At 31.6% G+C, this 24,199-nt stretch carries 23 protein-coding genes; 14 read left to right on the top strand and 9 right to left on the bottom strand.

The annotated features are described in order from the left end of the window. The 4 genes from DM444_RS07655 to DM444_RS07670 form a co-directional block, all read right to left on the bottom strand. Positions 1–852 carry an N-acetylglucosamine kinase gene (locus DM444_RS07655; protein WP_111285264.1) on the bottom strand — a complete coding sequence of 284 codons (852 nt, stop codon included), beginning with the start codon at positions 850–852 and terminating at the stop codon, positions 1–3. Positions 853–985: 133 nt separating this feature from the next. Continuing rightward, on the bottom strand, positions 986–1,990 hold the full coding sequence (gap, locus tag DM444_RS07660; RefSeq protein ID WP_026730156.1) for a type I glyceraldehyde-3-phosphate dehydrogenase: 1,005 nt from the start codon (positions 1,988–1,990) through the stop codon (positions 986–988). 95 nt (positions 1,991–2,085) lie between these two features. After that, positions 2,086–3,072, bottom strand: coding sequence for a 6-phosphofructokinase (pfkA, locus tag DM444_RS07665; protein ID WP_111285266.1), 987 nt, complete (start codon positions 3,070–3,072; stop codon positions 2,086–2,088). Positions 3,073–3,381: 309 nt separating this feature from the next. Further along, positions 3,382–7,908, bottom strand: a complete 4,527-nt coding sequence (locus DM444_RS07670) for a translocation/assembly module TamB domain-containing protein (RefSeq protein WP_239455624.1) — start codon at positions 7,906–7,908, stop codon at positions 3,382–3,384. Between the two features lie 207 nt (positions 7,909–8,115). Between DM444_RS07670 and tsaD the strand changes: the two genes are divergently transcribed. From tsaD to DM444_RS07710, 8 genes are all read left to right on the top strand, one after another. Next, complete coding sequence (gene tsaD / locus DM444_RS07675; RefSeq protein WP_111285270.1) at positions 8,116–9,138, top strand: tRNA (adenosine(37)-N6)-threonylcarbamoyltransferase complex transferase subunit TsaD; 1,023 nt, start codon at positions 8,116–8,118, stop codon at positions 9,136–9,138. Positions 9,139–9,141: 3 nt separating this feature from the next. After that, the gene (locus DM444_RS07680) at positions 9,142–9,846 is read left to right on the top strand and encodes a 16S rRNA (uracil(1498)-N(3))-methyltransferase (RefSeq protein WP_111285272.1); all 705 of its coding nucleotides are present in this window, start codon (positions 9,142–9,144) and stop codon (positions 9,844–9,846) included. A gap of 151 nt (positions 9,847–9,997) precedes the next feature. After that, on the top strand, positions 9,998–10,636 hold the full coding sequence (locus DM444_RS07685) for a DUF4159 domain-containing protein (protein WP_111285274.1): 639 nt from the start codon (positions 9,998–10,000) through the stop codon (positions 10,634–10,636). A gap of 118 nt (positions 10,637–10,754) precedes the next feature. Beyond that, complete coding sequence (locus DM444_RS07690) at positions 10,755–11,252, top strand: TrmH family RNA methyltransferase (protein ID WP_111285276.1); 498 nt, start codon at positions 10,755–10,757, stop codon at positions 11,250–11,252. Positions 11,253–11,536: 284 nt separating this feature from the next. Next, entirely contained in the window at positions 11,537–12,496 is a 960-nt protein-coding gene (locus tag DM444_RS07695; RefSeq protein WP_111285278.1) for a zinc metalloprotease, read from the top strand. Positions 12,497–12,602: 106 nt separating this feature from the next. Continuing rightward, a complete protein-coding gene (locus tag DM444_RS07700; protein WP_111285280.1) occupies positions 12,603–13,694 on the top strand; it encodes an AI-2E family transporter in 1,092 nt (363 codons plus the stop codon). A gap of 2 nt (positions 13,695–13,696) precedes the next feature. Further along, the gene (locus DM444_RS07705) at positions 13,697–14,878 is read left to right on the top strand and encodes a THUMP-like domain-containing protein (protein ID WP_111285282.1); all 1,182 of its coding nucleotides are present in this window, start codon (positions 13,697–13,699) and stop codon (positions 14,876–14,878) included. 4 nt (positions 14,879–14,882) lie between these two features. Continuing rightward, positions 14,883–15,449: a hypothetical protein gene (locus DM444_RS07710; protein WP_111285284.1), complete on the top strand. Its 567-nt coding sequence runs from the start codon at positions 14,883–14,885 to the stop codon at positions 15,447–15,449. On the opposite strand, the gene DM444_RS07715 is transcribed toward DM444_RS07710, so the two are convergent. Beyond that, the gene (locus DM444_RS07715) at positions 15,450–16,097 is read right to left on the bottom strand and encodes a M15 family metallopeptidase (RefSeq protein WP_111285286.1); all 648 of its coding nucleotides are present in this window, start codon (positions 16,095–16,097) and stop codon (positions 15,450–15,452) included. Positions 16,098–16,303: 206 nt separating this feature from the next. On the opposite strand from DM444_RS07715, the gene DM444_RS07720 reads away from it, so the two are divergent. Continuing rightward, positions 16,304–16,825, top strand: coding sequence for a hypothetical protein (locus DM444_RS07720; RefSeq protein ID WP_111285288.1), 522 nt, complete (start codon positions 16,304–16,306; stop codon positions 16,823–16,825). Between the two features lie 66 nt (positions 16,826–16,891). Here the strand turns inward: DM444_RS07720 and DM444_RS07725 are convergent, their stop codons facing one another. Together DM444_RS07725 and DM444_RS07730 are read right to left on the bottom strand one after the other, a co-directional pair. Continuing rightward, positions 16,892–17,995 (bottom strand): fatty acid desaturase family protein, encoded by a 1,104-nt coding sequence (locus DM444_RS07725; RefSeq protein WP_111285290.1) that lies wholly within the window; start codon positions 17,993–17,995, stop codon positions 16,892–16,894. A gap of 173 nt (positions 17,996–18,168) precedes the next feature. Further along, positions 18,169–18,498 carry a helix-turn-helix domain-containing protein gene (locus DM444_RS07730; protein WP_111285292.1) on the bottom strand — a complete coding sequence of 110 codons (330 nt, stop codon included), beginning with the start codon at positions 18,496–18,498 and terminating at the stop codon, positions 18,169–18,171. Between the two features lie 122 nt (positions 18,499–18,620). On the opposite strand from DM444_RS07730, the gene DM444_RS07735 reads away from it, so the two are divergent. From DM444_RS07735 to DM444_RS07750, 4 genes are all read left to right on the top strand, one after another. Continuing rightward, positions 18,621–18,890: a hypothetical protein gene (locus DM444_RS07735; RefSeq protein ID WP_111285294.1), complete on the top strand. Its 270-nt coding sequence runs from the start codon at positions 18,621–18,623 to the stop codon at positions 18,888–18,890. Between the two features lie 42 nt (positions 18,891–18,932). Then, positions 18,933–19,130, top strand: coding sequence for a hypothetical protein (locus tag DM444_RS07740; RefSeq protein WP_111285296.1), 198 nt, complete (start codon positions 18,933–18,935; stop codon positions 19,128–19,130). Positions 19,131–19,317: 187 nt separating this feature from the next. Further along, positions 19,318–21,087 (top strand): glycoside hydrolase family 9 protein, encoded by a 1,770-nt coding sequence (locus DM444_RS07745; RefSeq protein ID WP_111285298.1) that lies wholly within the window; start codon positions 19,318–19,320, stop codon positions 21,085–21,087. A gap of 28 nt (positions 21,088–21,115) precedes the next feature. Further along, on the top strand, positions 21,116–21,889 hold the full coding sequence (locus tag DM444_RS07750) for a ThuA domain-containing protein (RefSeq protein WP_111285300.1): 774 nt from the start codon (positions 21,116–21,118) through the stop codon (positions 21,887–21,889). Between the two features lie 54 nt (positions 21,890–21,943). On the opposite strand, the gene DM444_RS07755 is transcribed toward DM444_RS07750, so the two are convergent. Together DM444_RS07755 and DM444_RS07760 are read right to left on the bottom strand one after the other, a co-directional pair. After that, a complete protein-coding gene (locus tag DM444_RS07755) occupies positions 21,944–22,462 on the bottom strand; it encodes an STM3941 family protein (protein WP_111285302.1) in 519 nt (172 codons plus the stop codon). A 144-nt stretch (positions 22,463–22,606) separates the two neighbouring features. Further along, on the bottom strand, positions 22,607–23,125 hold the full coding sequence (locus tag DM444_RS07760) for an ATP/GTP-binding protein (RefSeq protein ID WP_111285304.1): 519 nt from the start codon (positions 23,123–23,125) through the stop codon (positions 22,607–22,609). A gap of 252 nt (positions 23,126–23,377) precedes the next feature. Here DM444_RS07760 and DM444_RS07765 point away from each other — a divergent pair, with 252 nt between their 5' ends. Then, positions 23,378–24,190: a helix-turn-helix domain-containing protein gene (locus DM444_RS07765; RefSeq protein ID WP_111285306.1), complete on the top strand. Its 813-nt coding sequence runs from the start codon at positions 23,378–23,380 to the stop codon at positions 24,188–24,190. Positions 24,191–24,199 lie beyond the last annotated feature (9 nt).

Raw genomic sequence — 24,199 nt, forward strand, 5'->3', positions numbered from 1 at the left:
CTATTGATTAGCGACATGGTATGCAATTAATCCATCAATAGGTCTTCTTAAAACATTCCCTAATTGAAGCTCATATTTATTGAATGTCTCTTGTAATTCATCTTTCAAATAAAATGCAATAGAACCAACAAAATGCACAGGAACTTCTTTACAGTTATCGAATTGTTTAATGTAATTCTTAACGAAAGATTTCATTCCTTTAAAGATAATTTTTCTGCAGAACTCAGTGTCTTTGTGCTTAATTAAGAACTTTGCGTAAGTAGCTAAATAAGCATTTGGATTTGGTTCTTTATATAATTTATTTTTAATAAAATCTGGATCAACGTCGTACTCTTTTTCAAGTTCAACAGCTAATTCTTTTGGCATTTTATTAAAATAGTATTTTCTAATTAATTCTTTTCCAAAAACATTTCCACTACAATCATCCATAACAATGTACCCTAATGATTGCACTTTTTGATGCAATACTTTTCCATCAAAATAACTGCAGTTAGAACCTGTTCCTAAGATAGAAACGATAGCTTCTTGTCCTTTTGGAGTTGTAGCATAAACAGCTGCATAAGTATCTTCTTGAACGTCTACAATTGCATTAGTAAAGTATCCTTGGAAAATTTGTGACAATGCCGTTTTCATTCTGTCAGTACCACATCCAGCACCGTAAAAGAATAAATGTGTAGCATTTTTTTTGTTTTGTAAGATATCAAAACGGTCATTTAATCTTTCGATAATTTCTGGTCCGTCAAGAATTTCAGGATTCAATCCTAAAGTTTGTGTTGTGAATAATACTTTTCCATTATCATCAATTGCAATCCAATCGGCTTTCGTAGATCCACTGTCAACTATTAATTTCATTGTTGTTTCGTTTTTGGGATTAGGTCTCTCTATTTTCAATTTAAAAGTGTATTTTTCACATTAATTATAGAGCTAACAAAATAAGAAAATCCCGTTATTTTAAAGTAACGGGATTTTGCAAAAATATATATTATTATTTTAAACCTGCAATATGTACAGATAAATCAATTAATTTGCTTGAGTATCCGTACTCATTGTCATACCAAGAAACTAATTTGAAGAAAGTTGAATTTAAACCGATTCCCGCAGTAGCGTCAACGATAGAAGTTCTTTTATCTGAGATAAAGTCTTGAGAAACAACTGCATCTTCAGTATATCCTAAGATACCTTTTAATTCGTTTTCTGAAGCTTTTTTCAAAACAGCCATAATTTCCTCATAAGAAGTTTCTTTAGCTAGTTTCACAGTTAAATCTACTGTAGAAACGTCAGCAGTAGGAACACGGAAAGCCATACCTGTTAATTTTCCATTCAAAGATGGGATAACTTTTCCAACCGCTTTAGCAGCACCTGTTGAAGAAGGAATGATGTTGATAGCAGCTGCACGTCCACCTCTCCAGTCTTTTCTAGAAGGTCCGTCAGCAGTCATTTGAGTTGAAGTAGTTGCGTGAACTGTAGTCATTAAACCTTCAACAATTCCGAAGTTATCGTTGATTACTTTAGCTAAAGGAGCTAAACAGTTTGTAGTACAAGAAGCGTTAGAAACAACTAAATCAGAAGCTTTTGCAGTTTCGTGGTTAACTCCCATTACAAACATTGGAGCATCAGCAGAAGGAGCAGAAATAATTACTTTCTTAGCACCACCTTTTAAGTGCTCACTTGCTGTTTCGATAGTTGTGAAGATACCAGTACATTCTGCAACAACATCTACATCAACTTCGTTCCATTTTAAATCAGCTGGATTTCTTTCAGCAGTGATACGGATATTTCTTCCGTTTACATAAAGTTTTCCTTCTTTAACTTCTACAGTTCCGTTGAAACGACCGTGAACTGAATCATATTTTAATAAATAAGCTAAGTGGTCTACATCTAACAAGTCATTGATTGCAACAACTTCTACATTATCTCTATTGAAAGATTCTCTGAAAACGATTCTTCCAATACGTCCAAATCCGTTTATTCCTAATTTTACTTTTGACATTTTACTAAATTTTTTGCTTTTGTTTTTATTACACTAATTCAAAGTCTAATTTCCTCACAATAAACTTCTCTTCTTTTTTAAACTTTTTATATTGATTATGTCGACATAATGTCTGACACTCTTAATAACTCTCTATCAATTTCTGATTTACCTTTGATTGCTTGTTCAAGTGGAGTTAAAATCACCTTATCTTCACGAAGACCTACCATATAGTTTGATTTTCCTTCTAACAAAGATTCTACAGCTTTTACTCCTAAACGGCTTGCCAAAACACGATCAAAGCAAGATGGAGAACCTCCACGCTGCATGTGTCCTAATACCGAAACACGCACATCGTATTCAGGTAAATTAGCTTCAACATAATCTTTTAATTCGAATACGTTTTTACCAATTTTATCTCCTTCAGCAATTACAACAATACTTGATGATTTTCCTGAAGCTTTACTTTTTTGAAGTGAATCTAATAAACGATCTAAACCTAGATCTTCTTCAGGAATAAGAATTTCTTCTGCTCCGGCACCAATACCAGCGTTAAGAGCAATGTGACCAGCATCTCTACCCATAACCTCTACAAAGAAAAGACGGTTATGTGAACTTGCTGTATCTCTAATTTTATCTATACAGTCTACAACAGTATTTAAAGCAGTATCATACCCTAAAGTAAAACTTGTACCATAAATATCATTATCAATTGTACCTGGAATTCCCATTACAGGAAAATCAAATTCTGAATTAAAAATTAATCCTCCAGTAAAACTTCCATCACCTCCAATAACAACCAAAGCATCAACACCAGCCTTAACAAGGTTTTCGTGTGCCTTTTTTCTACCTTCAGGGGTTCTAAACTCAACTGAACGAGCTGATTTTAAGATCGTTCCACCTTTGTTTACAATATTATTTACGCTACGAGGCCCCATTTCTTTGAAGTCTCCTTCAATCATTCCCTGATACCCTCTATAAATTCCGATGCATTCTATATTATGATATGCGCAAGTTCGAACAACCGATCGTATTGCTGCATTCATTCCAGGTGAATCTCCTCCTGAGGTAAGAACACCTACTTTTTTTATTGTTTTTGGCATTATTTAAGTATTAAAGTGTAAAATTAGCAAACATTCAGCACTTTTCAGGTTATGATTATTATAAATTAATAAAATATGTTAAATTCAAACGTTTTCGTTAATAAGTTTTTTCTAGGAAAAAATTTCATTAAAAATAATAAAACGCTATTTTTTTAATTAAATCGTCAAAATTAACAATACCCTGATGAAGTGTTATAAAAATCGGAATTTTCCGCTCACTTGGAAAATTTTATTAGAGGGCCTAAATTTAGCACAAAAAAAACCATTATAAGAATAATGGTTTTATAAATGTCTTTTTTTAACAAAGTGTTAATAATCGCTATCTGGAATTAATCCCTGATTATTCGTTGGCTCTTGATGTTGCTGCTTTTTCTTCTTTTCTTCTTCTTTTTTCTTTTTCTCTTCCTCTTCTTTTGCCTTCTTTTTGTTTTTCTCCGAATCTTTTTTGCTCGTGAAATTCACATAATCAGGATTTAAGTAAGAATCTTGTAATTCATCAGAAGAAGAACCTTTTACCGCTTTTTCGATTTTATGGTCTTTAAAGAGCTTATTTACTAATTCGCTGAAAGTATCAAAATCTACTTCATACGAAATACCAACTCCTTGAGTATATCCAATTCCTTGTCCTACATAATTAATATCGTTTTCTTTATTAAACAAGCGAAGGTTCATTGTACCATCTTCATTTACTCTATATAAGACCTCGATATCTCCAACAATTGCCGATTCGTTTACTCCACCAACAGGAACTCCCAATTTACCATTGATTGTAATTCTTTCATTTACCTGCGAAGATATATTGGCCACAAACTGACCATCAACCTCCTGCCCTGTTCTTCTATCTGCGGCAATATAATTTAAGTCTATATTTACTTTATCATTATCCGACTTGATAATTCCTCCCAGCAAACTTGAAGCAGTTTCTGTTAGTGTTCCAGAAAAATCTCCTTGGCTAAATCCGTCCGTACTCATGAAAGAGCCAGTTGATAATAAATATAGCGCTTGTGTCTGACGGATATCTTTATCGTCTAATTTATATTGTATCTCCGATTTTAAAACATTACTTACCGACGGGAACTGAATATCAAAATTTGGTTCTGGACTTGCTAAATCTCCTCTCAATCCGATAACAACTTCTACAGGAACTTTTTTATTGAATGAAGAAGTATTATCTAAAAGAACCGCCGGATTGGCTTGGGTTTTATAAACAGCTTCTAAATTTAACTGAGCACGCATTGGATTTCCTTCCCAAATAATAGAACCTCCCTTTTTAACAGCAAACTTTTTATCGATAAGTCCGCCGTATTTAAAATTATACGTTCCTTCGTATGCCTGGAAATCTCCCCACATATTAAATTTACCTAAAGTATTGATTTTAAATAAAAGCGATCCATACCCTTTCCCTTTCATACCATGACCCGAATTTCGATCCAGAATAACTTCTACTTCGGCATCTGGTGTAATATCAAAATCAAATTCCAGCTCAAGTCCATTATAATCCCTTGTTTTTTCAACAATTCCGTTAGCAAGATTGAACTTTTCTTTTGGCGTCACAAAATGAATCCAACTGCTTTCTCCAACACTTTGCACATTATTAATAGGTATCTTAACTTCTGTACCTTTTTCAGACTTAGCATCTACCTTAATAAATAAACTTTCAACAGGGCCTTTTATACTAGCAGAACCATTTATAAATGCTGTACCAAAATAGGCAGCATCCTCGCTGTCTTTTGTATCAAGAGCGACTAACCTTTTAGAGGTTATATTTAAATCTAATTTCCAATCACCAAAATTATTATGTTCAATTGTACCATTCAGCAAACCTTTTGTTCCGTATTTAGTGTCTGTTAACTGATTATTTCTAAACAAGAACTTTTCATTGGTCAAATCAATTACCGTTCGATCACTTAATTCATAATCTGTATTTAGATACGGAATTGTCATCCCTGCTTTTTCTACATACAAACGTCCGTTAATTTCTGGCTTTTTCAAATTCCCGATAACAGCAGCGTTTCCAGAAACAGAACCCCGAACATTAGACAAAACATCTCCGCCAATAGTTCCTAAAGTTGCTAGATTGAACCCTTCCAATTTCAGATTCATATCCATAATTGTTTCTTTATTCTCTACCGCAAAAGTTCCGTTTGCTCTAAACGATTCTGTAAAACCATTTTGAATCGATGAATTAACCGTGAATTTTCTAAAACTTTCATCTCCAGAAATATCAAAATTAAGCGTTCCTAATTCTGTTTTGTTCAAAACAAGATGATCAATTTTTATGGCTGCCGTAGGCTGATAAACATTTTTATTCTGTTTATAATTAACGTTTCCATTCAAATTACCATTAAAGACAAATTTGGAATTTAAAGGCGTAATTTTATTGATATCAACATCTTCAAAATTCAGCACCAGATCTTTATAATCCGTTCCTTTAATAACTCCATTTAAATCCATTTTCTGATTTTCATGCGATAAAACGATATTATCAAACGTGAAATTCTTAAAATATTGATCAATTAAGATTTGATTATCATCATCACTTTTTTCATTTAAGTACCAGATGTAATCTTTAAATTTCATTTCGGATTTCTTGATTCCGACAATATTATTTTTATTCTTGTCTATTGTATGATACAAATCCAGATTGAAATAATCTTCTCCTGCATTTCCTCCTTTAAACTCTGAACGAACAAACAGAGTATCTTTTGCCGTAACATTAATTAAATTAAAATCGCGAATCTTATAATAAGGTGTTTTAATACTGTCTAATTCGACATACGCATTATAAAGCGGGTTTTTATTATCAATATTAATTCGGATGTTATCAAACGTATTTTTGTCTGCTGTAATCTGTTTCGATCTGAAACGGAATTTAAATTCCTCTAAATCCGAATCAATTTTTCCTCTTACTACTGTAGAAGAATCAATTTTTATTTCAGGATAAAGCATTTCGACCACTTTATCATAAACTCGGAAATTGAAACGCAAAAATTGTCCTTTTCTAACTTTATAAGGCTTGTAATTGGTGTACAAACTACCAACGGAATTCATCACCAATTTATCTAATTGATCAAATCTAAACTTTCCAACAATTTTTCCGTCTACAACATCATTTGAACTAATTGTAATCGTTCTCAAACGATCTGCGTCAAAACTTGAATTTAAAGTTACTTGATCAAAAACATAAGTCGATTTCGGGTTTTGATATTCTGCATCTTTTATAAAGATATTTCCCTGAAGGTTTTCAATAGAATTTCCAGTTAACTGAACAACAACATCTCCTTTAAAATTAGAAATAGAATCGCTTACGAATTTAAGTTTTCGCAAATCTGAATTTTCAACATTGATATGAAAATCATAACGATTCTCTCTTTTGCTTAAATCCAACAATCCATCAAAACTTAAATTTAAGTTTGGATCATTAATCGCAATTTGTCCTTTATAATAAGGAAGCTTAAAATTTCCGTTTACTACTATATTATTATAGGTATATTTATTGTAATCCAATTTCGCAATATCTCCTTTAATAACAGTATTTAAATATTTTTCGGTAAAACCAACTCCGTCAACATCAAGATTTAAAGTCGTTTTGCCAATATCTTTTCTGTTTAAAGCAGCGCCTACATCAAAATTGTTTAAAATGATATTTCCTGAATAAGAAGCTTTATCGATAAAATCCATATTATTCATATGAAGATCGACTTGTCCATTTCCAAGATCAGTTGCCATCTTAAAATCGGTTTCTAAGTCTGTTGTAGAAACTTTTGCTTTTCCAACAATATTAAACTTCCCGATTCTCTTCATTTCTTTCGGAAGTCTTTTACCCAAAACTTCTGGAAGTAAAATCACTAAATCATCATAACTAGAAAGCAGTTTATCAAACTTTCCATCCATAGAAAACTTCTGAGTTTTGCTTCCCAAAAGATTTCTAAAATTGATTGTTCCGTTAATCTTTGATCCATTTGTATCGCTTAATCTCAATCTTGTAAGCGTCATGTTATTCAACGGTCCGTCTAATTTGGTTTTCAGTTTAAAATGCTGATTTTTACCTAAACCATCATAAAAATGGCGAATATCGTTTGTTGCAATAGAAGAAGAATCTATCAAAACGTCAAATCGAACTTTATCTGTAAAATCAAGAAAGTCTGACGGTTTATAATTTAAAATTGCTACACCATAAATTGATGATCTTTTGGTTTTAATAGCCAGATTTTCAACTTTGATCTGTTTTTTGGTATAACTGAATTTCCCTGCAAAATTAGAAACATATAATCCTCGGTGATCCATAAACGAAAACCTATGAATATTTGTATTTACATCTGGCCCATACAATTTAAACTCACTGATATAAGCGTTTAATTTCGTGAAATCAAGAAATTTTGGAGTAGTTTTATTTTCATCAACAACAGAAAATCTTCCTTTTTCGATATAAGCATTTTTAGCCGTCAGTAAAAAGTGTTTAGTAGATTTTTTCTTAGGCGTATTTTCAACTTCAAAAGCTTTAATAAACTTATTGATGTTATTTTCATTTTCACCTTTATAGGTTTTTAGATTGAAAATCAAACCCGTAAGACGCAAATCTCCAAAAATCAAATCTCCGTCTAACAATCTGCTGAAACTTGCAATATCAGTAGTAATAATATCCGAATAAATCATCATTTTTTTATGATGATCTAAAATCGTTACGTTCTTCAATTTTACTCCACCAAAAATATTGATTGCCGTTTTTTCAACGTTAATATTAACCTTATAATCTTCGTTCAAAGAATTAGTAACATAATTGGCAATCTGTGTCTGAACGACAGGAAGAGATAGTATGATAGCCAATGCTAACAAAAGTAAAATCAACCCAATTAGGGTTCGTGATATTATTTTCTTTACTTTTTTGATAGCTTCTTTAATTTTAGTTTTTCTTTTAATTTATTTTGAACAGACAAAGAGCGACTGTTTTTGATAAAAATTCTTTAATTTTGGGGCACTGCTTAAATCAAAGAAATTTAATAATTTGATTTGTCAAATATAATTCAAAATTTGTGCCTTTATATGCAAAATCCAGAGGTTTTTATTCTAGCCATCGAAAGTTCATGCGATGATACTGCTGCCGCGGTTTTACATAACGACAAAGTATTGTCAAATGTTGTAGCCAATCAATTAATTCACAATCAATACGGAGGTGTTGTTCCTGAATTGGCTTCCCGAGCGCATCAGCAGAATATTGTCCCTGTGATAGATGCTGCACTTCGTAAAGCAAATGTACAAAAAGAACAGTTAAGCGCAATCGCATTTACGCAAGGTCCAGGCTTAATGGGCTCTTTATTGGTAGGAACTTCTTTCAGTAAATCATTATCATTAGCCTTAAATGTTCCGTTAATCGCTGTAAATCACATGCATGCTCACATATTGGCTCATTTTATTGATGAAGAAGGCTACGACAAACCAGAATTCCCTTTTTTAGCTTTAACAATAAGTGGCGGACATACTCAAATCGTAAAAGTGAATAGTTTTTTTGATATGGAAATTATCGGAGAAACTACTGATGATGCTGTAGGTGAAGCATTTGACAAAAGCGCCAAAATTCTTGGACTTCCTTATCCAGGCGGACCATTAATTGATAAATATGCAAAAGAAGGAAATCCGAAAGCATTTCCTTTTACCAAACCAAAAGTTCCAGGATTAGATTTTAGTTTCTCTGGATTGAAAACTGCTATTTTATATTTCATCCAAAAAAACAAACAGGCAAATCCAAATTTTATTGAAGAAAACCTAAATGATATTTGCGCTTCTATTCAGCATACGATTATCGAAATTTTGATGGATAAAATTAAACTGGCCGTAAAAGAAACTGGAATTACGCAAATCGCAATTGGCGGCGGAGTTTCAGCCAATTCAGGAATCAGAAATACACTGAAAGAAACAGAAAGCAAATACGGCTGGAAAACCTTCATTCCGAAATTTGAATACACAACAGACAATGCTGCAATGATTGGAATTGTAGGTTATCAAAAATACTTATCTAATCGTTTTGAAACTTCAGCTGTGGTTTCTAAAGCAAGAATTGAATTTTAAATCATGCAGTTATTTTTTAATCCGAATATAGACGAAACAACCGAAAGTTTTTCTTTTGATAAAGAAGAAAGCCGTCATATTATAAAAGTTCTTCGAAAGAAAGATTCAGATATTTTGCAAGTCACCAATGGTTTTGGATTATTGTTTGAAACTCAGATAACTCTTGCTTCAGATAATAAATGTACCGTTGAAGTGCTTTCGATAACAAATGCAGAAAAACCTAAATTTCGCCTGCATTTGGCTGTTGCGCCAACTAAAATGAATGATCGTTTTGAATGGTTTCTAGAAAAAGCTACCGAAATTGGTATCCAAGAAATTACACCTATTTTCTGCGATCGTTCTGAGCGAAAAGTAATTAATCGAGATCGTTTCGAAAAAATCATTCTTTCGGCAATGAAACAATGCAACGAAACGTTTCTTCCGAAATTAAATGATGCTATTTCGCTTAAAGAATTCATTAAACAAAAGCAAAATGGTTTACAGCTAATTGCACATTGCGAAGAAACCGATAAAAAATCATTAAAAGAGGTTTTAAAACCAAACGAAGACGTTACAATCTTAATTGGACCCGAAGGTGATTTTTCTGAAAAGGAAATTGCTTTGGCATTAGAAAACAATTACAAGCCTGTAACTTTAGGAAATACACGTTTAAGAACAGAAACAGCTGCGGTTGTGGCTTGTCATAGTGTTGTGTTTTTTAATGAATAAATTAGTCGTTAAGTTTGTCATCCTGAGGAACAAAAGATCCCATGCGATTAGACAAAGATTGGCGACAAAAGGTGAGGAATTTCTAGTGTGATCCTTCGTTCCTCAGGATGACAAAAGAAGGCTTTTAAAAATATCAGAGCATTAAAATTACATGAAAAAAATATTCTATCTATTATTACTAATTTCCATTTCTTCTTTTTCACAAGAAATTGCTTTGCTTAAATACAGCGGAGGTGGTGACTGGTACGCAAACCCAACTTCTTTACCGAATTTGATTAATTTTTGCAATGCCAATATTTACACTCGAATTAAAAACAAACCTTCGACCGTAGAACCAAGTAATCCCGATTTGTTTTCATATCCTTTTGTACACATGACGGGTCACGGAAATGTCGTTTTTAGTGATGCAGATGTGACAAATTTGAGAAATTATTTAACTGCTGGCGGTTTTCTTCACATTGATGACAACTACGGAATGGATCAATTTATTAGAAAAGAAATCAAAAAGATATTTCCAAATAATAATCTAGTTGAGCTTCCTGCAAATCATCCCATTTTTCAGAAACCATTTCCTTTCCCAAACGGATTACCGAAAATTCACGAACACGACGGAACTCGTCCTCAAGCTTTTGGTATTTTTATAGACAATAAACTGGTTTTGCTTTATACTTACGAATGTGATTTAGGAGACGGCTGGGAAGATCCCGAAGTTCATAATGATCCTGCAAACGTAAGAGACAAAGCCTTGAAAATGGGCGCCAACATCATCAATTATATATTTACTAATTAGTGACTAGTCACAAGTCATTAGTAACTAGTAATTATCAATTAAGAAAAAACAACGTCACTCTCAACACTATTTACTAATTACTAATCACTAATTACTAATCACTTTTCACTAACAAAAAATGCAGCTGACTCACGAAGAAAATCAATTTGAAAGAAAAACATTTCCCATTACTTTAGTATGCGATCATATTTACTTTCAGCAGAATATTGGTTCTTTATTTAGAATTTCTGAAGCTTTCGGAGTCGAAAATATTATCTTTTTCGGAAAAGATATTCCGCTTACACCTCGTAAAATAAATAAAACTTCACGAAGCACACATCTTCATGTAGCACATTCTATTATTGAAGATTTTACTCAACTTCAATCTTTTCTTTTGGATAATGATTTTGAAATTATCGCTCTAGAAATCGCTTCTAATAGCAAACCTTTAAAAGAAGTTTCCATTCCAGAAAATAAAAAAATCGCGCTTTTAATTGGAAGTGAGATTAATGGAATTTCTGAAGAACTTTTGAAACTTTCTCACCAAATCGTACATATCAATATGTTTGGCAAAAACAGCAGTATGAATGTGGTGCAAGCTGCTAGTATTGCACTTTATGAGATTACTTCGTTATAAAAAAATCTTTTTAAGAAGATAATTTTCGATTTCACATCAATTTGATTTGTTTAAATTATCGTTAAAATACAGATAATCACGACAAAATACATTAAAAAAATAATAAAGAAAGAAAAAACTTATTAATATTTTTCATGTATTTTTTGTAGGAATCAGTGTTTGTAAGGGTTTGTAAAATTTCTGACAAAATAATCTTTGTAATATTTTTCTACAATAATTTTTTGTTATAAAATTGCTGCAATGTTTAACTAATCAACATTTTTATAACAAAAACCCAAATTATTATGAAAAAAGTTATTATTACCGCATTTACGGCATTAGTGTTATTTGCTTGCCAAAATGAACAATCTGAATCTGCTAATGCAGATGCAACTGTTGCTTCTCGAAGAGGATGTGCAACACAAGAAGTTCTTGAGGCGCAATTAAAAGCTGATCCAACATTGGCAATTAAAATGAATGAAATCGAAGCATTCACAGCAAAACATGCTGGTTCAAATTTTACAGGACGTTTGGTTAATGGCAAAATCGAAATCCCTGTAGTAGTGAACGTATTGTACAGAACAACAGCGCAAAACATTTCGGATGCGCAAATTCAATCACAAATCGATGTTTTAAACAAAGATTTTAATGCTTTAAACTCTGACTATAATAATGTACCAGCATTATTCTCAGGAGTTAAAGCAAACATCGGAATTACATTTGTTTTAGATCAGATTATTAGAAAATCTACAACTAAAACTTCTTGGGGAACAAATGACGCGATGAAAAAAACTGCTCAAGGCGGAATCGCTCCTACTTCTCCAACAACTAAATTAAACATTTGGTCTTGCAACATTGGAGGCGGAATTTTAGGTTATGCGCAATTTCCTGGAGGTGCTTCTTCAACTGATGGAGTTGTTATCGACTCACGTTACTTCGGATTGTCTGGAACTGCAAATGCTCCATTCAACTTAGGAAGAACGGCAACTCACGAAGTTGGACACTGGATGAATTTACGTCACATTTGGGGAGATGCAACTTGCGGAAGCGATCTTGTTGCAGATACTCCTACTCACAACACAGCAAACTACGGAGTTCCTGCTTACCCTCACTACAGTACTTGTTCAGGTACACCAGTAGAGATGACAATGAACTACATGGATTATGTTGATGATGCAGCGATGTATATGTTCTCTACAGGGCAAAAAAGCAGAATATCAGCTATTTTTACAACTGGAGGAGCAAGAGCTTCTTTTGCACAATAGTTGAATCAAAAATGATAGACAAAGCGAGATGTTTTCATCTCGCTTTTTTTGTTTCATCCTAAATTTTAAAATGCTTTTTCCTATATTTATAGTCTAATATTTAAACATGATTACATCAAAAACTATTTCGAACGGAATTTTAAGGGCTTTAGCAACAATCTTAATCATTGGTATCGTTTTATATTTTCTCTATGAAATACAAACTGTTATTGTTTATCTGTGCATTTCTTTAATACTATGTTTAATTGCGAATCCGTTAGTTTTATTTTTAAAGAATAAATTAAAATTCAGCAATTCAATGGCGGCTACCACCACCATCATCTTTTTTATATTTCTAATTGTGGGGTTCATTCTTTTGTTTGTTCCTTTAATTATTTCTCAAGCCAATAATTTAGCATTACTAGATACTGCACATCTTCAAACAAATTTTATAGAGGCAGAAAGACACCTTGAAGAATACTTTAATATTCAGCATATTGATTTAAATAAAGTGATAAAAGATTCTAAACTTACTTCTGTTTTAGATTTCAGTTATTTTACAGGATTCATCAATTCGATAATCAATTTTATGGCCAATATGGGAATGGGATTGGTTTCTGTGTTTTTTATTACTTTCTTTTTTATTAAAGATCAAGATATCTTTAAAGATCAGGCAAGAAGAATATTACCAGATTCGAATGAGGATAAAATTTTAAATTCTATTACTAAGATAAACCATTTGCTGACTCGCTATTTTATTGGTTTATTATTGCAATTGATTGTTGTTTTTATTCTTTACTTAATTGTCTTATTGATCTTTGGAAATAAAAATGCTTTTGTAATCGCCTTCTTATGTGCCATTCTTAATATAATACCGTATTTGGGCCCAATTATCGGAACAACTTTGGCTGGGTTATTAACCATGATAAGTATGATCGGAAAAGATTTTCAGTCAGAAATTCTTCCTACAACAATTTATGTAATTATTGGTTTTTTAGTGGTTCAGGCCATTGACAATAATGTTAGCCAGCCAATAATTTCATCAAAAAGTGTAAATTCGCACCCATTAGAAATATTCTTGGTTATATTAATAAGTGGTATTACGTTTGGAATTGTTGGTATGATTATAGCCATTCCTGTTTTTACAATGATTAAAGTAATCTTAAAAGAATTTTTCCCTAATAATAAAATTGTCTCCGTATTAACCGAAAGAATTTAGCTTTGAATACTTCTATTTTGCATCATGATATACAGGAATTTATAATTCAAAATACTGGTGCAGATGTAACAAAATTGGCGTTGCAAAAAAATCCGTTTCCAGAAACAGACTGGATTTTAATTTTAAATCAAATTGAAGCGCGATCAAAAGCCAAAGAAAAACTCCCGACTTGGTTTACAGCGGAAAATATTATTTATCCAAGTAAAATATCGGTTGAACAAACTTCTTCAGAAAAAACTGCGGCATATAAAGCTTCTTTAATTTCTGGCGAATCTTTTATTGATTTAACTGGAGGTTTTGGTGTTGATGATTATTATTTTTCGAAGAAATTTAAATCGATAACGCATTGCGAAATAAATGAAGAATTATCAGCAATTGTAACACACAATTTCAAACAATTAAAAGTTGAAAATTGCACTTTTTATGCTGGAGATTCTATTCATTTATTAGAAAAAACAAATCATAAATTTGATTGGATTTATATTGATCCATCAAGAAGAAATGACAGTAAAGGCAAAGTTTTTATGCTGAAAGACTGTTTGCCAAATGTTCCTGAACTTCTTAATTATTATTTCGAAAAATCAGATTCTGTATTAATTAAAACGGCTCCGTTATTAGATATTTCTGCAGGATTATCAGAACTAAAAAATGTAAAAAACATTCATATCATAGCGCTTGAAAACGAAGTGAAAGAATTGCTTTTCGAAATTCATAAAAATTATTCGGATGAAATAACATTAAAAACGGTCAACATTTTAAAAGAAAAAACAGAAACTTTTGAATTTGTTTTGGGCAGTGAAACATCTTTCCCTTCTTACGGATTACCGCTGAAATATCTTTACGAACCAAATTCTGCCATTATGAAATCAGGCGGTTTTGACGAAGTAAGCACCGCTTTTCAGATTGACAAATTACATAAGCATTCGCATTTATATACTTCAGAAGATTTAATTGACTTTCCTGGAAGAAAATTTGAGATCCAAAAAATCATTCCATACAACAAAAACGAAATGAAAAATGAGCTTGCAAATAAGCAGGCTAACATTACAACTCGCAATTTTCCAGAGACTGTAGAGAACATTAGAAAAAAATGGAAAATAAAAAATGGCGGAAATTTGTACTGTTTTTTTACAACTGATGTAAAAGATAACAAAATAGTTTTAATTTGCACCAAAATAATCTAACACAATGAAGCAACTATTTACTTTAACCATTTTTCTATTAACATTTACCGCTTTTGCACAAAAACCTTGTGAGTACAGTGCAAACGTAACCGATTCTATCGGTACTTACAAAGTTACAAATGAGTACTTAATGAGTGAAAAATATTTTGGAGGAAACTTTAATTATATCTTCTTTTCACTAGCTCAAACTGACGGATTGCCTACTTTAAATATGCAAGCAATCCAGAAAAGTAAAGATTTTATCAAAGCTAATTGTTTTGATAAAAATTCAAAGATTTTTTTACAATTAGAAAATGGAAAAATTGTAACCTTAATGCATATCGATCAAGAAACTTGCGGAACATTAATTCGTGATGAAAAAGGTTTTGACAATCGCGTTAATACAGGAATTTTTATGTTCATGAAAGACAATTATGAAGAACTGAAAAAATCGCCTATTTCACTTATGCGTGTAAAATATCTAACTAATACAGAAGATTATATCGTAAAAAGAGAACTTACTTCTGAGTTAACAGGAAAGGTAACGCACCCAAACACTTATTTTATGGAGAATATTAGATGTGTTGAGTAATCAATCACATTTCCATTTCTGATTGGAAACTTTATCTTTTAGACCTGTTTTTAAATTATAATGCCACCATTCAGAATCAAATGAATTAAAGCCATTTTTAATCATTGTTTTTTTCAGATAAGCCCTTTTTGAAAGAATCTCTTTTGAAAGCTGTTTAAAATTATGACTGGCCATACTTCCAAAAAAATCAAAAGAAGTTCCCATATCGACTTCTCTACCGGTTATATCCACTAAAGAAATATCAACGGCTCCTCCTCTATTATGAATGGAGCCTTTTTTTGGATCTGCAACATATTCTGGATTCGATACAATCTCCCACATTTTTTTCTGAATATCCAAAGGCCTGTAACAATCGAAAATTTTGATTCTATAGCCTTTCTTCAAAAAATCATTATTTGCGGCAATTAAAGCTTTTACGGTCTTTAAACGAAGCATGCACTCGGCACAATCATACACTTTTGCTTTTAAGAAATTATCTTCGGTTGCATATTTCATATCATATATAAAATCGTTGCTATAATCTCTAAGCTTAACAAATGTAGTATCTGAAATTTCAGTTTCTGCAGTACTTGTATAAGCTTCGTTTTGAGCCTGCAAAGAGGTAAAACCAAAAAGAAAAACGATTAAAAATCTTGAAAAGTGATTCATTGCCTGATAATTTTAAAAATTGAAGTTAAACAAAAAAACTGAAAACTGCTTCTTTAACTTTTTTCTTAAGAGCTCAAATTTACTTTATTGAGTTTACAATTACGTCTTAATTTACTTTCAAAACATATATTAATTTAATATCTTTATGAATATTAGATCATTACGACTTTGTAAATTAAATTATTAATTCTAAAAAATCAGTTATTATGAATTACAGAGCCAAAAACATTTCTCTAGTTATTTTGGGTAGTTTAATCTTTTTTTCATGCAAAAAAGAAATCATAAAAAGTGTACCGACCACTGATTCAACTTCCATAAAAACAGAAGCTTTAAAAACAGATAGCACTGTTTTAAATCCAACAGATTCTTTATATAATTTGGTCGATAAAAGTGTTATTGGAACTCAGTTTTTATCTAAGAGCAGTTTAGCACCAAGATTAAAAAAATTATTGGGAACTGATTACGATCAAATGGTAAAAGACTGGAATACAGAAACTCCTTTTGAAAAACAAGAAAATGTTCTGCATGCTTGGGGCTGTAAGCAACACGATTGCAATTCTTATTCCTACGATCTTTATATTGATGTTAAAAGCAATAAAATTAATGTTTACAAATTTGCCGAGTCAAAACTGACGGTTTTTAAAGAAGATAATTTTGATATTGAGATCAAAGATAATTTCTTAAAAGACTTGAACATTAAAAAGCAAAATGCTGAAATAAAAGAATAAAATATGGTCACAAAAAAAGCGGTTTTAAAAACCGCTTTTTTATTCTATAAAAATAACTTTCAATAGCTATATCTCGCCTGTCATTAAAATATTTTCTTTTACACCTTTGTTTTTCAACATTCTAAAATGAGAACGAACAGCATGATAAAAAGGATATGCAGTATAAGGCAAATTATATTCCTCAGCATAACGTCTTATTATTGGTGTAATATAAGGATAATACGTATGTCCAACAGCAGGAAAAAGATGATGCGCTACGTGATGTGTAAATCCTCCGTATAAGAAATTAGCCAGTTTGCTTTCTGTACTAAAATCCTTAGTTACAATCATTTGATGCATTACCCAAGTATCAGAAAGATTTCCCTCTTCGTCAGTATTGGGGAAATGAGCATCTTCGTCAACATGGGTTGAAACCAATGCAACGACTCCAATTGCACTGCCACATAAATGCATAGACAGCCAAGCAAAAAGAACAGTATACCAAGGCTGATTTAAAAGCATCATAGGTATAAAAAGCAAATAAATAAGATTAATAATCTTGGCTACAAAAAGTCTGTAAACTTCTTGTCTCGGAATCTTGTCGACAACTTTCTTTACGTAATTATCCTTTGTACCAAAAAAGTCTTTAAAATCTCTAATATAAAGCCAGTTAAGACTATACAAAGGATAAATAAACCACATATAAATGTGCTGGTACTTATGGTAATTAAACAGCGGACTGCTTGGAAATATTCGAATAATATCGCTCTGTTTGATATCTATATCCCAATCTGGTACGTTTGGATAAGCATGATGCAAACTTATATGGCGTCGCATCCAGAGCCAATGATTACTTCCAAAGAGTTCTAAAACATATAAAAACCATTCATTGTGCTTTGGCTTTTTAAATAAAGCTCCATGTGCAGCATCATGAAAAGCATTTATAAACAAAACGATCATAGTAATACCAGACAAAATGTAAAAAAGAAAAAGTAAAGGAGTCTGGTTACCAAAAATTAAGATACAGGCGTAGAATAAAAAGAAAATTGCCAGAAGCCCTAAAGACTTCACAACATTTAATACATACAACGACGAGTTTTTTAAGACCGTTTCTTCCACTTCTAAACGCATCTTTTTAAAAAAATCATCGGTTCCAGGTTTAACATAAACCGGTCGTTTTAATTTTTCCATATGGTTATTGCTAGAAATTGTTTAACCAAATTTAGCAAAAAAAAACTTAAATAATTAGCTTACATACAATTAAAAAATAAACATCTTAAACAAAAAAAACCACTCTAATAAGAGTGGTTTAATAAATACGGTTACAAGTTATAATTGTTAGATATTTTTTGGAAAATTTTAATCTATTCCTCAAATTTTTTCTCCGCTAGCCGTAGCCGAATATTATGAATTCGATCTTCAATTTCTTCTAAATCATTCAAAATATTCTCTTTTTCGTAAACTGCACCAGCTTCATTAACCATATTTTGCTCAATTTCTGGAGCAAAAAGATAATTCAAATCTACATCCGGAAAATTTTTACTTAAACTAATAATAAATTCAGAACCTATATTAGCTGTACCATGTAAATATCTTCCAATCATCGCGGGACTAAATCCTAAAATCGCCCCAACTTCCTTTTGCTTTAATCCTTTAGCCTTAAAGAATTTGCTCAACTTCTCGTTATACATCATTAATAAATTTTAATACAAAATATAGCGACAATATATTTTTAACATAAAAAAGAATGGTAAATATAATATTATTCCTACATTTACATAAAATATGAAAACATTAAATTATAATTAGCAAATATATGTCAAAATTAATCAATAATAGCAATTTTAAAGAAGATAATTCTCACAATAAAAAAGCTTATGAGTTTATTGATAAGCATTTACCTTCAACCTATGTTGATCTTACTATTAACTGTATAACCAAAAAAGGCCAGCCCTCTCCAAGTAAAGCTCTAATCAGAAACGTTAGAAATAAAACCATTTTTAGAAATGATATTTTACTTGCATTAGTTGAAGTTGCATACGAAAATAAAAAAGCTATTGAAAAGATTAAACTTCTTATTTCTTAAACGCAAATCTTATCAAAATTCTTTAGCCAAAAACTTAATTTTATGACAAACCGGAATATCAATAAAAACACCGAACAACAATTAGATTCAATTAACAATCAATTCGAAATTACATCTTCAAACCAAACTGATTTACAAAACACACCATATTTATACGGAATGACTCTTGAACAATATAAAGAGGGTGCTGAAATTCATTCCCGATGTTTTGGTCAGCTTGAAAAAATAATGAATAACTAAAAGTTTTGTATTTTATAAAAATCACATCAAATACACATCATCAATTTCTCCGTTTTAGCATAAACTCCTATAAAAACTAGTTTCATTATAATTCTTATAATTCTAGAATTTTAGGTCAATGACATTTAGCTAAAGTAAATTTTTACTTTTTTGTAATTTGCTTTCTACTAGCTAAAAAACTAAAACCATGTTAAAATTCAGAAAACAATTAAAATATGCCTTAATAGTTTTATTTCTTTCTGTTACGGCTTATAGCTCCCCTATTATTTATGTGAACCAAGTTGGTTTTGACCCAAAAAGTCCAAAAATTGCTATTATTGGATATGAAGGCAAACTTTCAAGTGCAACTTTCGCTATTATAGATTCCGAATCTGGTAAAACAGTTTTTACTTCTAAAATAGGAAACGCAGAAAGTGTTGAGGACTGGAAATTGGGGAAATTGTATTATAAAGCAGACTTTTCCTCTTTTCAAAAACCAGGAAATTATAAAATCAGTATAAAAATTGAAGATCAAAATTATACTTCTGCCCGCTTTTCAATTGAAGAAAATATATTAGCAAAAAGAACTATTTCTTCAATTGTGCATTATTACAACAAACAAAGAGCTAATACACCAGAAGAACTTCAAGCTGACAAAAATATGTTATTGTTTGGAAGCACTAAAAAAGTTGACGTGCACGGAGGATGGTGTGATGCTTCTGGGGATGTCAGCAAATATTTTTCACATTTAGCTTACGCCAATTTTGTCTCTCCACAGCAAACACCTTTAGTAACTTGGTCGCTTATAAATACCTCTGAAGCGATTCCGAAACAGCTTACACAATGGAAAATAAAAGATTCTTTAGATAACGAAGCCATCTGGGGAGCCGATTATATGATGCGTTGTCTTTCTGATGAAGATTATTTTTATATGATTGTTTTCAGTTATTTCGATAAAAATCCAGCCGCAAGAAGAATTGTTGGACTTCATGCCAATAGTGTTACCACAGATGAATATCAGAGTGCTTTTCGCGAAGGCGCTGGAATTGCAATAGCTTCATTGGCAAGAATTTCTCAGTGGAATAAGAACGGAGATTTTACTTCAAAAGAATATCTAGACGGTGCAAAACGAGCTTATGCCCATCTTTTAATCAATAACACAAAATATGATGATGACGGAAAAGAAAACATCATTGATGATTATTGTGCTTTGATGGCATCGACAGAATTATGGATTGCGACCAATGATAATTTTTATAAAGAAGAAGCCAGAAAATGGGCTCATAAACTTGAAAACCGAATGACGGATAAAGGCTGGTTTAGAAGCAACGAAGGAAATCGTCCGTTTTGGCATGCTGCAGATGCTGGCTTGCCTATTGTAGCATTAACAAGATATTTAAAGAAAGAAACGGACAGTAAAGAAATAGCTTCCGCTAAAAATGTCATCAAAAAGGCTTTGGTGTATAATTTATCTGTTACAAATAATGTCCCTAATCCGTTTGGTTATGCAAGGCAAAGTTTTTTATTTAAAGATAAAATTCAGGATGGCTTTTTTATTCCGCACGAAAATGAAACTGGCTGGTGGTGGCAAGGCGAAAACGCTAGATTAGCTTCTTTGGCAACAGCAGCAATTGAAGGCGGAAAAAGTATTTCACTTCAAAAAAATAGCAAAATAAAAAAATCACTTGATTTGTATGCTTCACAGCAATTATCTTGGATTTTAGGATGCAATCCGTATTCGATGTGCTTTTTATATAAATTTGGAGAAAATAATGTTCCGTATATGCATTCTAATTATGGACATGGTTCTGAAAAAGGCGGAATTTCTAACGGAATTACAGGAAAAGACGGAAATGGAGATGGTTCTGGAATTGACTTTAAAACAGAAGACAAAGGAAACGAGTGGCGCTGGACTGAACAATGGATCCCACATTCTGCGTGGTTTTTACAAGCTATAACGGCAATGGTTAAACCATAATTTTGGTCACTTCAAACAAATCGTTTTCATGAAAAATTCAACATTATATATTCTACTTATTTTAAGCTGTTTTATTCAGCCGAATTGTCTAGCTCAAAAACAAAAAAAATCACATTTTAAAGCATTGGTTTTATATGAAAACGGTGGGCATCATCTTGATTTTACAAAAGCTGCAAAACCTTGGCTGAACAAATTGGCAATCGACAGCAGTTTTACAATCGATTATATCGAAAATACAAAAGCTATTAACGAAGCATTTTTAAAACAATATCAAGTTTTTATTCAGCTAGATTATCCTCCTTACACTTGGAGTGAAGAATCGATGCAGGCGTTTCAGAAATACATGAACAATGGAAAAGGTGGATGGGTTGGTTTACATCATGCAACTTTGTTAGGAGAATTTGACGGATATCCAATGTGGAAATGGTTTTCTGATTTTATGGGCGGAATTCAGTTTGTCAACTACATTCCAGATTTTGCAAGTGCGAAAGTAAATATTGAAGATAAATCTCATCCCGTAACTAAAGGAATTCCATCTGATTTCTTGATCAAAAAAGAAGAATGGTATATTTATGATAAAAGTCCGAGGTCGAATGTTCATGTTCTCGCTTCTGTTGATGAATCTACATACGAACCAGATTCAAAAATAAAAATGGGAGATCATCCTGTAGTTTGGACAAATGATCATTTCAAATCAAGAAATATTTACATTTTTATGGGACATGCGCCAGAATTATTTGAAAACGAAGCTTACACTACTCTACTTCGAAATTCTATTTTTTGGGTAGCTGGAAGAAAGTAATTTTTTTATCTAAAGCATAAATATAAAGAGCCACTAAAATGAGTGGCTCTTTTTCTATTTTTTCCAGTTACCGACAAACAAGTCATATAACCTATTTGCATCAATATCAATTTCTGAAGCTGAGTACATAATATTCAATCTAGAACTTTGTTCATCATAAGCCAATTTCCAAAGAAACTTAGAAACACGGCCGTCATATTTATCTATATTGTTAATTGTAACAGCAACCAAAGTATCTCCGCCAACTTTTTGCAATTGCACATCGGTAACATCTTGCCACTCTATTCTTCCAAAAGCTTTAGCTACTGGGGTTGTTCTTCCATAAAAACCGTTTGCATCTATATGAATTAATGGAGATTTATCTTTTATACTTGCAAGAACTTTAAATGTTAAAACAAGCATCATTAAAAGAATAGCGCCTGAAATAATAGATAGTTTTATTTTAAATACTCCATCAAAAGTTCCTATTCCGTATAAAAGTGCAATTGCTAATAAAATACTGATTGCGCTAGCGTATAAAAGTAAGTTTCTGGTTTTCTTGGCGTTTCGGTATAAATTTATTTCTTCATTCATGGGGTGTAGTAAAAATTTTTATTTGTTATTAGAATTAAAAATGAAGAAGCAATTTACTACAAAATTATTAGAAAGAACAATCTATTTGAGCAGGATCTTAACGTGATTTTAGAATCGTATACAGCCTATTTTATTGAATTTATTTTAAAATTTTTGCTGTATCTTATTTTGAATTTGATTTAATCTTTCAGATAAACTTCCTTTGACTTTAATAACTTCTATTTCAAAATCATCGATTAATTCACCAATAATATCATTTACATTATTTCTCAATTCAGGCAAATTGGAATCTGAGCATGAAATTCGATCGGGTTCTTCAATGGGAACAAATACAAAAACGTCAATTTCTTTAATTGCATTTTGAATTTTATTAAATATTGATGAAAAATTTAATGTATCATCAACTGCTAAAGCATATCCTAACAGATCAATCGGACAACGGTCAAAAATAGCATTTCTATCACTTCTCACGATTTGCTTTAAAGAATACTCCAACTGCATCATATAATCATCTGCAGTAGGCATTTCAGAAAAAACAAAGCCCATTTCCTGTAATTCAAAATACGGTTCTGGATAAAACTCATAATCAGGAAGAGATTCATGCAGTTTTTCTGCTAATGTGGTTTTACCTACCAAGTGAGCCCCTAGAATTACTATTCTCATGCCATTAATATTTTTTTAATCATGAACAACTAAAAGTAAACAAAATAGGTACAAAACGAAAAAAAGAAAGCAAAGAAAAAGCATATTTCTCTGAAGCTTTTACTTAGTAGAGGAGAGTTATTCAAATATCTTATTATTTATTGAGGATTTTCCGCAATAGTTTTTTAGTGGCAAAAGATAAGTTTGGACGTTTGAACAAACTTATGGATTGATATATTTGAGAAATTTGTATCAGATAAAAATGCGAAGAAAATGGAATCAAAAAAAGTTCAAACTCTTTCAGAACCTAAGCTAATACAAAATCTTTATTTTGGAGATAATGTTGAAGGCGAAGCCTTTGTGCCCGATCACATCTTTAGTTATATCATAAGCGGCAGGCATGATGTATGGATAGGATGCAAGAAATATACTTTTACCGCTGGTGATTACCGATTCTTTAGAAGAAATCAATTAACAAAATCTATTAAACATACTGAATCTGATGGATTCAAATCTATAGCTGTTCATTTTGACCAAAATACCCTTATGGAGATTTCGAAAGAAATCGGTTTCAAGTCAGAGAGGTTTCACGGTGAGGGTGTTAAGGCTATCAAGGCTAATAGTATGTTGACAAAATCTGTTGCCGCGTTTAATGAATATGCTCAAAGAAGAGATACTGATGTAGAAATTTTACGAATTAAAATTAAGGAGCTGATTTTGATACTTGCAGATATTGATCCAGAAATTAAGGAAATGCTATTTGAATTTAGCGATCCTGGAAAACTGGATTTGGAGGGGTTTATGAATGGCCATTATAGGTATAATGTTCCATTGGAAAAATTTGCTTTTCTCACAGGACGCAGTCTATCGGGTTTCAAAAGAGATTTTGCTAGATTGTTTAGGATTACTCCAAGCAGATGGCTTACTAAAAAAAGGCTTAATGAAGCAAAATATTTGATAGAAAATTGTAAGCGGCGCCCAAGTGACATTTATTTAGAAATAGGTTTTGTTAATATGTCTCATTTCTCTTATGCGTATAAAAAAGAATTTGGCATATCGCCTTTACAAAAAAATAAGAATAGCTAATAATAGAAA

Origin of the sequence: Flavobacterium ginsenosidimutans (assembly GCF_003254625.1) — a bacterium.
Lineage (GTDB): Bacteria > Bacteroidota > Bacteroidia > Flavobacteriales > Flavobacteriaceae > Flavobacterium > Flavobacterium ginsenosidimutans.